The organism is Virgibacillus sp., from assembly GCF_013393565.1.
Taxonomy (GTDB): Bacteria; Bacillota; Bacilli; order Bacillales; family Amphibacillaceae; genus Virgibacillus; species Virgibacillus dokdonensis.
In genome coordinates, this window is record NZ_JABXHF010000023.1 from 1 (window position 1) to 14,243 (window position 14,243).

9 protein-coding genes, 1 rRNA gene and 1 other annotated feature are annotated in these 14,243 nt (G+C 36.1%); of the genes, 5 read left to right on the forward strand and 5 right to left on the reverse strand.

Annotated elements, in window-relative coordinates; genetic code table 11:
* Together HLX49_RS06710 and HLX49_RS06715 are read right to left on the reverse strand one after the other, a co-directional pair.
* Positions 1-102, reverse strand: a 16S ribosomal RNA gene (locus HLX49_RS06710); the annotation flags it as partial.
* Between the two features lie 378 nt (positions 103-480).
* Positions 481-783 carry a rhodanese-like domain-containing protein gene (locus tag HLX49_RS06715; RefSeq protein WP_296361063.1) on the reverse strand — a complete coding sequence of 101 codons (303 nt, stop codon included), beginning with the start codon at positions 781-783 and terminating at the stop codon, positions 481-483.
* Between the two features lie 157 nt (positions 784-940).
* Between HLX49_RS06715 and HLX49_RS06720 the strand changes: the two genes are divergently transcribed.
* Positions 941-1,693, forward strand: a complete 753-nt coding sequence (locus HLX49_RS06720) for a hypothetical protein (RefSeq protein WP_077703230.1) — start codon at positions 941-943, stop codon at positions 1,691-1,693.
* Positions 1,694-1,905: 212 nt separating this feature from the next.
* On the opposite strand, the gene leuS is transcribed toward HLX49_RS06720, so the two are convergent.
* The gene (leuS, locus tag HLX49_RS06725) at positions 1,906-4,320 is read right to left on the reverse strand and encodes a leucine--tRNA ligase (RefSeq protein WP_077703229.1); all 2,415 of its coding nucleotides are present in this window, start codon (positions 4,318-4,320) and stop codon (positions 1,906-1,908) included.
* 127 nt (positions 4,321-4,447) lie between these two features.
* Positions 4,448-4,667 (reverse strand) — a binding site (T-box leader).
* A 102-nt stretch (positions 4,668-4,769) separates the two neighbouring features.
* On the opposite strand from leuS, the gene mnmM reads away from it, so the two are divergent.
* On the forward strand, positions 4,770-5,366 hold the full coding sequence (gene mnmM / locus HLX49_RS06730) for a tRNA 5-(aminomethyl)-2-thiouridylate-methyltransferase MnmM (protein WP_296361064.1): 597 nt from the start codon (positions 4,770-4,772) through the stop codon (positions 5,364-5,366).
* Between the two features lie 566 nt (positions 5,367-5,932).
* Entirely contained in the window at positions 5,933-8,530 is a 2,598-nt protein-coding gene (adhE, locus tag HLX49_RS06735; protein WP_296361065.1) for a bifunctional acetaldehyde-CoA/alcohol dehydrogenase, read from the forward strand.
* A gap of 81 nt (positions 8,531-8,611) precedes the next feature.
* Here adhE and HLX49_RS06740 read toward each other — a convergent pair whose 3' ends face one another.
* Positions 8,612-9,703: a tetraprenyl-beta-curcumene synthase family protein gene (locus HLX49_RS06740; RefSeq protein WP_335726847.1), complete on the reverse strand. Its 1,092-nt coding sequence runs from the start codon at positions 9,701-9,703 to the stop codon at positions 8,612-8,614.
* A gap of 84 nt (positions 9,704-9,787) precedes the next feature.
* On the opposite strand from HLX49_RS06740, the gene HLX49_RS06745 reads away from it, so the two are divergent.
* Together HLX49_RS06745 and HLX49_RS06750 are read left to right on the forward strand one after the other, a co-directional pair.
* Complete coding sequence (locus HLX49_RS06745; protein ID WP_077703227.1) at positions 9,788-10,300, forward strand: gamma carbonic anhydrase; 513 nt, start codon at positions 9,788-9,790, stop codon at positions 10,298-10,300.
* 454 nt (positions 10,301-10,754) lie between these two features.
* Positions 10,755-11,612: a C39 family peptidase gene (locus HLX49_RS06750; RefSeq protein WP_237342721.1), complete on the forward strand. Its 858-nt coding sequence runs from the start codon at positions 10,755-10,757 to the stop codon at positions 11,610-11,612.
* Positions 11,613-11,845: 233 nt separating this feature from the next.
* On the opposite strand, the gene asnB is transcribed toward HLX49_RS06750, so the two are convergent.
* Entirely contained in the window at positions 11,846-13,744 is a 1,899-nt protein-coding gene (gene asnB / locus HLX49_RS06755) for an asparagine synthase (glutamine-hydrolyzing) (RefSeq protein ID WP_296361066.1), read from the reverse strand.
* Between the last annotated feature and the right edge of the window lie 499 nt (positions 13,745-14,243).

Consider the following 14,243-nt stretch of genomic DNA (forward strand, 5'->3'; position numbering starts at 1 on the left):
GCGTCACTCCCGAAGGAGATCTGCTTGCTTCCCGCGCTCGACTTGCATGTATTAGGCACGCCGCCAGCGTTCGTCCTGAGCCAAGATCAAACTCTCCATAAAAGTTTGTGATGATGAACACCGTTCTCCATCATTCTTAGCTTCTTCTGAGATTTCTCTCAGTTTATTTCTTAAGAAAAACAGGGTTTGTTTTTCCTTGACATACTGGTTGTTTTGTTCAGTTTTCAAAGAGCAAATAATGTAATGTTTTTTCAGCAACTTAACAAGTATAACCTGTCTCATTATATTTGTCAACTACATAACCAAAATGATCGTCACACCAAACCAAAATGTGTTTAGTGCGGATTATAAGTATATCATGTAAAGCAATCATAGTCAACACATTGCTGTCTAATAATGAAATAGAACTGCTTGTTTTTGACAGCAAAAATAATGATAAAGGATTATAGGAGAAAAGTCAAGCCCTTCTCCTATATATTTTTAGTTCATGATTTCTCCACGCCATTCTAGCATGCCACCAACCATATTTGCTACATCAAATCCTTGTTTCTGTAAATAGGCAGCTGCTCTTTCACTCCTTCTCCCCGACCTACAAACCATAATATATTGCTTAGACTTATCTAGTTTTTCTGCTTTCTCAGGTATCTGCTCTAAAGGAATATGCGTTATGTAAGGGATTTTACCTTGCGCTACCTCTTCTTCTTCACGTACATCAATAAGTTCTAACATATCATCGTTATTTTCTAACTTCTTCTCCACTTGTTTTGGGGTTAACTCTTTCACTTTATCACCTCAAGCCTTTCCAATTTAAAATGTTATTTAACAACCATAATATCAAAATCACTTCAACTGTGGATAATTACATAATAATTTTTCAATGGATAACTTTCAAGTTTGCAACACAATCTAAAGCTAACAACGTAGAAGGGTGAGTGTAATCATGAAAGGCAAGCATACTTTTTTTATTCTATGTAGTGTGTTGCTTCTTGTTTTTGTTTCTAGTTCAATTATTGCAGAAGAGGCAAAGCCATCTTTAATTAAGACATATCGCGCTGATGTAACTGGCGATAATCATCCAGAAACAATTAAATTAATGGGTACGTTTTTTTCTGCGGATTCAACATATTATCGTGAAATATGGGCAGAGATTTCTAATAATAATAATCAATGGAAAATCTCTTACAATGGCGGTTATGACCCTTATTTACAGTTTGTCGATTTGAATCACGATGGAATAAAAGATATATTTTATCAAAGTGCCACTGGGGGAAGTGGCGGGCTTTATAATTACCAACTAAATACCATCATTCACACCCAAATGGAAAAAATACCATTACCTAAGCAAACATATTTAAGCGGTAATTTCCAACCTGATTTTAAAGTTAATATAACATTAACCGCTACGAGTAAACCAATCACAATAGATGTTAAAAATCGTGCACAAGATTATATTCGACTTGGTATTTATAATAAAGACGGCAGCTTACATTCGCAAAATCAATCTGTTATGATTGATCCAATCGCCTTTTTTGAAGTCTTTAAAATAAGCGATAGTAAAGGATATGGTCTAAAAAGTTATCAACAAATTAGTGGCGCATACCATGCCGACCAATTAGGAACTGTAGAGACTATATGGTATTTCGAAGACGGTAATTGGATTATTTTAAAAACTAAATGGGTTCCATCTAAATGAAGGCCCATTAAAATAGATTTTTCTTTACGTTCGACATATAGTTGTGCCACACAGCCCCCCCCTCTTTCTCACTTCTTGCAAACGACTGTGGAAGTTAGAGTTCTGCAGCACTTTATTTCTAAGCAAAAGGAGCTGTTGCACAATCAGTTATCTGATCGCGCAACAGCCCCGCTACTTTTAGAAGTATCCTTGGTAATGACAGCAACATTTGATTAATTGGCAACGATATTAACTAGTTTCCCTGGTACAACAACGACTTTTCGAATTGTTTTATCTGTAATTAAATCTTTAATCTTTTCATTTTCTAAAGCTATTTTTTCTAATTCTTCTTTTGAAGCATCTTTAGAAACATTTACTTTAGCACGAACTTTCCCCATCACTTGCAAAACAATTTCCACTTCATTTTCTATCAGCTTTTCTTCATCATATACAGGCCAAGGTTCATAGGTGATCGTATCCGAATGACCTAACTTTAGCCATATCTCCTCTGCAATATGTGGCGCAATTGGGGAGAGCATTTTTATAAATCCTTCCACATACTTTTTAGGAATATATTCCGCTTTATTACATTCATTCACAAACACCATCATTTGAGAGATAGCTGTATTAAAATGCAAATTATTAAAATCCTCCGTCACTTTCTTTACTGTTTCATGGTATGTTTTATCTAAAGTGCCATCATTTTCTTCAATAATTTTTCTAGAAAGTTGCCCATCATCCTCAATAGTTAAGCGCCAAACACGATCGAGGAAGCGGCGTGAGCCATCCAGCCCATTTTCTGACCAAGCAACAGAAGCATCTAGCGGACCCATGAACATTTCATAAAGTCGTAAAGTATCTGCACCATGAGATTCTATAACATCGTCAGGATTGACGACATTACCTTTAGATTTACTCATTTTCTCATTTCCTTCTCCCAAGATCATTCCTTGATTGAACAACTTTGTAAACGGCTCTTTCGTAGGAACAACCCCAATATCGTATAAAAATTTATGCCAAAAACGTGCATATAGAAGATGAAGAACAGCATGCTCAGCACCACCAATATATAGATCAACAGGCAGCCATTGCTGAAGTGCCTCAGGGGCAGCTAACTGCTTAGAATTTACCGGGTCGATATAGCGTAAGAAATACCAGCAACTTCCTGCCCACTGCGGCATAGTGTTCGTTTCTCTCCTTCCTTTCATACCCGTTTTAGGATCAATGACATTTACCCATTCCTCGGCATTTGCTAGTGGCGATTCTCCCGTCCCTGATGGTTGAATATTATTCATAGACGGTAATTCTAATGGCAATTCTTCTTCTGGGACAGTTGTCATCGTTCCGTCTTCCCAATGAATTATAGGAATAGGCTCACCCCAATAACGTTGTCTAGCGAACAACCAATCGCGAAGACGGTAGGTGATTTTTTTTGCACCTTTTCCGTGTTCCTCTAACCACGCAATCATTTTCCTAATCGCTTCGTCTTTACCTAAACCATTTAAAAATCCAGAATTAATATGCTTGCCTTCCCCGGTATAAGCTCCTTTTGTAATGTCTCCGCCTGCAACAACCTCAACAATAGGGAGTTCAAATTTAGTAGCAAATTCGTAGTCTCTTTCATCATGTGCTGGAACAGCCATAATTGCACCTGAACCGTAACTCATTAATACATAATCCGCAATCCAGATTGGCATTTTCTCTCCATTCACAGGATTAATAGCATATGACCCTGTAAAAACACCTGTTTTTTCTTTCGATAATTCTGTTCTTTCTAAGTCTGACTTCGTTGCGATCTCATGAATATACTTTTCAACATTATCTTTTTGCTTGTCTGTTACAATTTTCTTTACCAAAGGGTGCTCAGGTGCTAAAACAGCATAGGTTGCGCCAAATAGTGTATCTGGTCTAGTTGTAAAAACAGTAAACGCTTCATTCAATGACTCAATTTCAAAGCTAACTTCAGCACCTTCTGATCTGCCGATCCAATTTCGTTGCATATCCTTTAAACTCTCTGGCCAATCCAATTCTTCCAAATCTTCTAAAAGACGATCTGCATAGGCAGTGATTCGTAGCATCCATTGTTTCATTGGCTTACGAATAACAGGGTGCCCTCCACGCTCGCTTTTTCCATCAATTACTTCTTCATTCGCTAATACCGTGCCTAAAGCAGGGCACCAATTTACAGGTACTTCATCCATATATGCTAACCCGTGTTCATACATTTTTATAAATATCCATTGTGTCCACTTATAATAGTTAGGATCTGTAGTATTAACTTCCCGATCCCAATCATAAGAAAAGCCGAGAGCTTGAATTTGTCGCTTAAATATATTTATATTTTTATCCGTAAATGCTGCCGGGCTATTTCCCGTATCAATTGCATACTGTTCAGCAGGGAGTCCAAACGCATCCCACCCCATTGGATGCAACACCTCATAACCTTGCATTCGCTTCATTCTCGATATAATATCTGTAGCTGTGTATCCTTCTGGATGCCCCACATGTAAGCCAGCCCCAGATGGATACGGGAACATATCCAACGCGTAAAACTTTTCTTTTTCTGAAAACGTATTTGTTTTAAATGTTTTATTTTCCAACCAGTATGTTTGCCATTTTTTCTCCATTTGCTGATGATGGTAACTCATGTTTTTTCCTCCTATTATTTTAAAATATCTAGATACATTACATTTCAGCTTAAACTGAACATAGCCATTTCAAAAGGTACTATTTATATAAAAATAAAAAAAGCATCACGTTCCCTCCTAATTTTATAGAAGGGACGAGATGCTTTCACCCGCGGTACCACCCATTTTAATGCTCATCAGCATTCACTTGAAATCCGTAACGAGGACATACGTCAGAAACTACTCTGCAATTTTCGCTCCTGCAACAGCTCAAGGTGAGTTCATAAATAAACCAGGGACAATTTCCACCTACCATTGCCTCTCTATTCCTGAAGTGATTTACTACTATTCCTTGGCATTGTCATTATCTTATTATATCGAATTGTAATGAATTATTTTATCTTTGTCAAGACAACATGTAACTTCATCTGCTAAAATAAATAGTAATAATTTTGGCAAAGGAGATAATCATGTTACACGGAATTTTGCACTATGCGCATTATTTATTAGAATCCACTATTGAAAAAAACGAAACTGTCATTGACGCAACTTGCGGAAACGGTCAAGATACGCTGTTTTTAAGTAATGTCGTTGGTAAAAATGGCCGCGTTTTAGCATTTGATATTCAAGAGCAAGCAATTCAAACAACTAGACAGTTAATGCAAGAGAATCAAAAACAGAATGTATCTATTATTCATGATAGCCATGAACATTTAGAAAAATACTTACCTACAAAAGAAATGTTAGTTGGAGGAGCAGTATTTAACCTTGGTTACCTGCCTAGAAGCGATAAAACCATTATCACCAATGCTAATTCCACCATTATGGCCATCAACAAAATATTACATTTTCTAAAACCAAACGGCTTGATTGTCATCGTTGTCTATTACGGTCATGAAGGAGGACATGAAGAAAAAGAAGCTGTTTTAAAACATGTAATGCAGTTGAGCCAACGCTCCTATCATGTGTTGCAATATCGGTTTATTAATCAAAGAAATAATCCACCATTTATTATCGCTATCGAAAAAAAAGGGAATGGCTTCACTAAAAGAAAATTGTCATTTTAGTTTGCTTATTTAAAAGAAAATAAAAACTTGGGTTATTGTCAAGTCATTATGGAGAATCAATCCTTCATTTTGCTTATTTTAAACTTTAAAACTCTATGCTTTCCTATAATATAAAAATACACCTGTAAACCCCATTTAGGTTTGAAATATATAACGAAAACGAATGGCTGTAAGACTCCTACTTCAAATTTTGAAAGCCAAATTAGAAAAAAGTTTGAAGCGGGAGACACAGCCCCCCTAACTCGCAAGAGCCTTTAGGTACAAACAAGTCTTTGGAATAAAAGAACTCGCTAATAAGATTTACTTTGATATTAGATTAAATGAAGTCTCCTCTTATTGAAAATATCAACACTTTTAATTGCACAATAAAAAGCCCTCTGTTCACAAAAAATACATAATACTAACAAACCAACCTTGTAATCGTTTACTTGTTATAGTACAACGTTTCCAACAAAAAAAAGTTTGCTCATCATTTCACAAAAGGTATGGAAATTTATAAAAAACCGTTATATAATGAAGGTGTAAAAAGATTGCTCAGTATTTCACAAACTAAGGAGGGTCCTATTATGACTGAGAAAACAAAAGGAACTGTAGAGCTAGTTTCCACTAAAATTAATCAACTAATCTCCCAAGCAGAAGAGTCCTTGGAAGGTTTAAAACAGCTAGATCAAGAAGCGATTAATACGATTGTAAAAGAAATGGCGTTAGCAGGTCTTGATCAGCATATGCCTTTAGCTAAACTGGCCATTGAAGAAACAGGTCGTGGCGTCTTTGAAGATAAAGCTATTAAAAACATCTTTGCAACAGAATATATTTATCATAACATTAAATACGATAAAACTGTTGGAATTATTCATGAGGATGAGCAAGAAGGAATGGTTGAAATTGCTGAACCAGCTGGGGTAATCTGTGGTATAACACCAGTTACAAACCCAACATCAACAACCATGTTTAAATCACTTATTTCCATTAAAACGAGAAACCCAATTATTTTCGCTTTCCACCCTTCCGCTCAAAAATGTAGCAGTCAGGCAGCAAAAGTATTACTTGATGCCGCGGTAAAAGCAGGTGCACCTAAAAACTGTATTCAGTGGATAGAAACACCTTCTGTTGAAGCAACGAAAACATTAATGAATCATGACGGCGTATCACTTATACTTGCTACTGGTGGTTCAGGAATGGTGAAATCAGCGTATAGTTCTGGAAAGCCAGCCCTTGGTGTTGGTCCAGGAAATGTACCATGTTATATAGAAAAAACCGCACAAATAAAGCGCGCTGTCAATGATCTCATTTTATCCAAAACATTTGATAACGGAATGATCTGTGCCTCTGAACAAGCGGTTATTATTGATAAAGAAATATATGACACGGTAAAACATGAAATGGTAGCTAATAATTGTCATTTCCTAACAGAAGCAGAAAGAAAAAAAGTGGAAAAACTGGTTATAAATCCTACAACTTGTGCAGTAAATGCGGATATTGTTGGTAAACCAGCATATGAAATTGCTAAGATGGCAGGAGTAAATGTGGCCAAAAACACTAAAATTTTACTTGCTGAAATTGAAGGCGTTGGACCAGAATATCCGTTATCTCGAGAAAAATTAAGTCCTGTATTAGCTTGTTATAAAGTAAATAGCACAGAAGAAGGGTTTAAGCGTGCTGATGAAATGCTACACTTTGGGGGTCTAGGACATTCAGCAGTCATTCATTCTACTGACCAAGAGGTTATAGAAGCCTTTTCTCTAAAGATGAAAGCAGGGAGACTAATTGTAAATTCACCATCTTCTCAAGGGGGAATCGGCGATATTTATAACAACCATATGCCTTCCCTTACATTAGGATGTGGAACTTATGGCGGAAACTCCGTATCAACAAACGTCGGAACAATCAATTTAATGAATATTAAAAAAGTGGCTCGGAGGAGAAATAATATGCAATGGTTTAAACTACCTCCTAAAATCTATTTTGAAAAAAATGCAATTCAATATTTAGAAAAAATGCCTGACATCTCTAAAGCATTTATTGTAACTGATCCGATGATGGTAGAATTAGGTTATGTAGATAAAGCTCTCTACTATTTACGTAAACGTGCTGATTATGTCCATTGTGAAATTTTTTCAGATGTCGAAGCTGATCCATCTATTGAAACCATTCGCAAAGGTACTGCGTTAATGCAAAAGTTTGAACCAGATGTTATTATCGCTATTGGTGGTGGATCTCCAATGGATGCTGCTAAAGCCATGTGGTTATTCTACGAGCATCCAGATGCTGATTTTAACGCTCTAAAACAGAAATTCATGGACATTCGTAAACGTATCGTAAAATACCCGAAATTAGGAAGACTAGCTCAATTGGTATGTGTGCCAACAACGTCAGGAACAGGTTCTGAAGTAACATCATTTACAGTGGTTACCGATAAAAAATCAGATACAAAATACCCGCTAGCAGATTATGAAATGACACCAAATGTTGCTATAGTTGATCCACAATTTGTCATGTCTGTGCCAAAACAAGTAACAGCTGATACTGGTATGGACGTATTAACACACGCCATTGAAGCTTATGTGTCCAATTTGGCAAACGATTATACTGACGCGCTTGCAATTAAAGCAGTTCAATTAGTTTTTGAATACTTGCCAAAAGCATATCATAACGGAAATGATGAGTTAGCTAGAGAAAAAATGCATAATGCTTCAACAATTGCTGGAATGGCATTCTCCAATGCGTTCTTAGGCATTAATCACTCTTTAGCTCATAAACTAGGTGCAGCGTTCAACATTGCACATGGTAGAGCTAATACGATATTACTACCACATGTTATCCGTTACAATGCTAAAAAACCAGAAAAATTTGCTACGTTCCCTAAATACGCATACTTTATAGCAGATGAGCGTTATGCAGAAATCGCAAAAGCGCTAGGGCTTCCAGCAAGAACGGTGGAAGAAGGAGTAGAAAGTTTAGTACAAGCTATTATTAAACTTGCTAAAGAACTAAATATCCCAATGAGCATTAAAGACACTGGTGTAAACAAACAAGCATTTGAAGCAAAAGTAGATAAACTTGCTGAATTAGCTTTTGAAGACCAATGTACAACAGCAAACTCGAAATTGCCTTTAATTACTGAACTGGCAACTATATACCGTGACGCATATAAAGGAATATAAAAACCTTATAACATGATTTCCGTTTATATTGATTTACTGTTCTACCCTACCCAAGATCAGTAAAACTGTACAGGACCGTTGTTACTTATGTGTAACAGCGGTTCTTTGTAGTTTAAACAGTTTAAGAAAATAATACATTCTTGTATTGCGATGAAAAAAAATAGCAGGATATCCAGCCGTTTGAAAAAGTAGTCGCTTCAAACGTTTGGAATTAGGGATATGCCCCACTTTATTGTCCCCTAAGTATAATCCGATTAATCCTTGTACAACCATTACATGGAATTTCGAGTTAGGTATAGTAACTGCATATAATTTTGCTTGCTCACAAAAGTATTTGAATCGTTCATGCATGATTGACTCGTTTTTGTAATATGAACAGAAATTTAAATCAGCTTCCTCTTTATCTTCCTGCTGATCAATATAATAATCCAATAAAATGTGTAATCCTTGAATATAAGGAAAGTAAGCTGTTACAATTTCATCAGCCAACTTTCGATACAACCTGCCTGCTAAACTGTACGCCATTAAACAAAAAACGCCTAAAGTGGATCCAGCTGCAGCGGAAAATTCATACCAAGCTAGCGGATAGACATTTTTCACATTAGACCATTTTGTTAAACGCGGCACTCTTTCCTCATGAATAACGTGTTTATGTACTTGTAAATCGCTATATAAACCTGCCAGCTTTATTGCTTGTTCTTGATATGTTGGAATATCATCCAATTTTCTAACGATATCATTACAGGTTTTTACGAGCTGTTGCAAATAACCATTGTCTTGCTTATGCTCAAATAACGCATAATAATCTTTCGGTAATGACTTAGGACAATGCGCATCTATCATGGAAGTATGTAACAACGCGAAAGATTTAGCGTCTAGCGATGTACTTCGATCACATAAATTATCTAAATAATCACTTATTGTTTGATAAGCTACAATAAAACGTACACAATCTCTCCATCTTTTCCCTGCTAATAGCGCATACACTGCTCCACCTTGACAATGAAATTCTTTTTCAGACATACTTGCAAGTGCTTGATAACGTAATTCTTGATCAGGGATTTCATTCGCTCGCTGTTTCCAAAAAGCAAGTTCCTCTCTTACTGCTGGAAAGATCTTACGATAAACTGTTATCATTAAAGGAATAGGTGTACTTGGGACTTCAATACTCAACGTCTTGCCTCCGTTCCAATTTCAAACACTTTTACCTTGTTTATTTCTATTACTATTATCAGCATATTTTTTAGGAGGTTTCAAATGATACATCCTTATAAAGGAATATTTCCAAGTATTCATGACTCTGTATTTATAGCAAATGATGCAAGCATCATCGGTGATGTCACAATTGGTGCACAATCAAGTATCTGGTTTAAAACAGTCATACGCGGTGATGTTGCACCTGTCAATATAGGAGAACGCACTAGTATTCAGGACTTATCCGTTCTACACCAAAGCCCAGGTATGCCATTAACGATCGAAAGTGATGTTACTGTCGGTCATCAAACTACGCTGCACTCTACAACGATACAAAAACATGCTCTAATTGGTATGGGTTCTATTTTACTTGATGGCTCAGAAATAGGAGAATACGCATTTATAGGAGCAGGAAGTCTTGTCCCACCTAATAAAAAGATTCCGCCTTTTACATTAGCACTAGGCAGACCAGCAAAAGTCGTTCGGGAACTAACAGAAACTGATTATGCAGAAATGCAACGTATTTGCCAATCCTATGTTGAAAAGGGAGCTATTTACAAACAACAAAACAGGTAATATATACATTTTTAGTTTAACTTTCATTACAACCAACCGATATATAGGGAGAATACGCTTTGCCATTTTATCTCTTAATTAAATAAGGAGAGATAGCAACATTGTCCAATCTTTCTAGAAAACTTGGCTTGTGGCGGAAACTGTATTTTTTCTTATACTATAAACCAAAAAATTTTATACTTTTCTATAGCACAAAAAATACTGCTTTATTTAGTATATGCGATGAAAGAAAACAAAACAAACCATTTAATCATTCACTTTATTGCAATAGTTCCTTCGTCATTGGGTAAGTGTGAAAAGAAAATGAAGTTTAATCAAGCTTTCTTTTAGCATAAAAGTGGCAACAAGCCCTCTCATTTTGACGAGTGCTTTGTGATGTCAACTATTCAACTAAGGTGACATTACATTTTCACAGCATAGCAGTTAGGACTTATTCTACGGGGAGATTGTAAAAATGAACATTATTTTATTTAGTGTTTGTTGTATGCTAGCTACCTTCTTATTTTATGTTAGTTCTAAGCAAAAAATTACCTGGGTGAAAAAATCGTTTATCCTATACGGTTTTATTTTTTCTATAACGGCTATTTCTCTTTTATCTATGTTTTTTATGCAACATAAAACAACATTTAAACAATTAATAGAAAGTACTATCCCGGTGCATGAAGACAATCACTATTCTCCTGAGGACAGTAAATTATCAAAGCACAAGATAAAAAAAGCGGTCAATATTAAAGCTCCAATGATAGAGCAACTTCCTGAGCTACCAAGAGGTTGTGAAGTCACAACCTTATCCATGCTGCTAAACCATTATGATATACGTGTTGATAAAATGAAATTAGCTGAACAAGTGAAAAAAGACCCTACGCCATACAGAAAAAAAGATGGCAAAATCCACTTTGGTAACCCTTATAATGGGTTTGTTGGCGATATGTACTCTTTTGAAACCCCAGGGATGGGCGTATACCATAAACCAATTGCTGAATTAGCAAAACAATACGTAGGTGATGTCGTAAATGATTTAACAGGAAATGACTTCCAAGCAGTTATTGAAGAATTGAATCACAAACGGCCAGTATGGGTCATTATAAACACAACTTATGATAAACTACCAAAAGATAAATTTACTACATGGCACACAAAAGACGGTCAGATTGACATTACGATGAAGCAACACTCTGTTTTAATTACTGGATATGATGAAAACTACATTTACTTTAACGACCCATTAAACAAAGCGGATAAGGCTCCTATTGAAGAGTTCAAAGCTGCTTGGATACAAATGGGAAAACAGGCGATCACCATTGCAAAATAAATGGAAGATCGCCTGTTTTTTAAATATATAATTTTAATCTCGCATTAGAATAACCTCATCTTTGGAAGATAATGTTAGGAATACTTGGTTTATCTCTTTAAGGCGAAAGCCGCTCCCTCTACTACACCACCTAAATATTACATAATTAGAAAAACTCGGCTTGACGCCAATCTTTATAGCGGAAGCCAAGTTTTACTTAACTATAAACCTTTAAACTTTTATATTTAATAGTGCTAAGAAAAGATTAATTCTCCTGTGTTTTCATTCAATGTTGATACATCAAACTTTTTCTCAACAAAGTTTTTATGCCAAAGCATAAACATAAGCACGGTCCAAATTTTTCTACTGTAATCCCCTTTTCCTTGACAATGAGCGTCTAGAAGTTGAAGGATATAGTTTTTGTGTAATAAATGGTCGGTTTCACTTTCATGAATGAGTTGTTTTGCCCAGCCATTTAACTCATTTTTCAACCAATGACGAATAGGAACAGGAAACCCTAATTTTTTACGATCTAATACATGGTCCGGGACAATGCCTCTGGAAGCTTCACGCAACAAGCTTTTCGTAGTACCATTGGCAATTTTTAAATCAACTGGAATCTCATTCGCTATGCGAAATACTTCTTTATCTAAAAATGGAACTCGTAATTCAAGAGAGTGCGCCATTGTTACTCGGTCTGCTTTTAATAAAATATCTCCACGCATCCAAGTATGGATGTCCACATACTGCATCTGATTTACATATGGATAATCTTTTACTTGATCAAATAACTTACCAGTTACTTGTTGATAAGATAACTGTTCATCATATGTTTTTAATAGCTCCCTCTTCTCTTCTTCTTCAAACATTTTTGCGTTTCCAATATAACGTTCACGCAATGGGGTTGTTCCACGGTCGAGAAAACTTTTACCTTTCACTCCTTCAGGTAGTACAGCAGAAACTCGTTTCAGCAACCCTTTCATGAAAGAAGGCATTTTATCAAAATACTTTAATGAATCCGGTTCACGATAAATATTGTAGCCGCCAAAGAGTTCATCAGAGCCTTCTCCAGATAAAACCACTGTTACATGCTTTCTAGCTTCTCTAGAAACAAAATATAACGGTACACAAGATGGATCAGCCAATGGATCGTCCATATGCCACATAATCTTTGGTAAATGATCTACATATTCTTGAGGGGAAATCATGTAGGAAATGTTCTCTACATTTAATTTATCTGCTGTTTCTTTGGCCACATCAACTTCAGAATATCCATCGCGTTCAAAACCGACAGAAAATGTTTTTATTGCTGGATTAAATTCTTTTGCAATGGAGACAATTAACGTTGAATCGATTCCTCCAGATAAAAATGAACCTACTGGAACATCACTGCGCATATGCACATTTACTGAATCATACATGACGTCTTGAATTTTTTTAATCCAGTCCTGCTTTTCACGAAGTACAGGATGGAAAGTTGCATGCCAATAACGCGTAAATTGGATAGGCTGTCCAGGTTTTTTAATAAAATAATGCCCTGGTTCTACTTTTTTTATGCCAGCAGTCATCGTCATTGGTTCAGGTACGTATTGAAAGCTCAAATAATGCTGTAGCGCATCTTTGTCTACTTTTTCTTGTTCCATCATAAGTGTGATGCTTTTTTTCTCAGAAGCAAATGTGGTCCCGAAGGAATTTTCATAATAAAAGAGCGGCTTAATTCCAAAAGGATCACGAGCTCCATACAATTGCTCCGTCTCTTTATCCCACACAAGAATGGAGAACATGCCTCTTAAATGCTGAAAAGCCTCCTCTTTATGTTTTGCAAATAAAGCTGCAATTACTTCTGTATCTGAATCCGTTTGAAATGCATAACCTTCTGCAAGTAATTGTTTACGCAATTCAATATAATTATAAATTTCACCATTAAAAACTAACCATATTTGTTCATCATTATAACTTAATGGCTGGGAGCCACTTTCAATATCTATAATACTCAAACGTCGGAACCCCAAGGAAATATAAGAATCGAAATAGTATCCTTCATCATCTGGTCCTCGATGAGTGATCAAATTATTTTGCTGTTTAAATAGTTCTACTTCTTGTTCTGTTCGTTCTACAGGATTATCAAATAACATTCCGATAAAACCACACATAGCTGTCTACCTTCTCTCATTAAATATAGTAACGTATGGTACGAATCATTTTTTCATTACTATCATACCACACCAAACGTTCGTTAAAAACTTTTAGAAAAACTTGGTATGTGTCAAATTTTTCTCGACATAATTATAACCTCTATCTTTCCAGCACTCTATTTATGTACACTTTTAGTGACCGCTACGAAAAAACACTACGCTTTCCTTGGGCTGGCGCTCAGCCTCCTAAAAAGATTGCTTTTTTTCTATGGGGGCTTCCCGCTGCGCTTTCCCACAGGACAAGGAAAGTTACGTCAGCGAAACATTGCAATCATTTTCGAGGAGTCTCCCGTGTTATCCTCCGCTAGCTTAACAGCATCAACTATCATTCCCCAAACTTCCACTTAACGGGATGGAAAATCTTACAACTACCCCACTATCGCTTGCTGGTCTGCTCATTTCTGTCACCTTTTACAAACCAAGAACCTGAGAATAAAGCAGGGTATTATCGAAAACT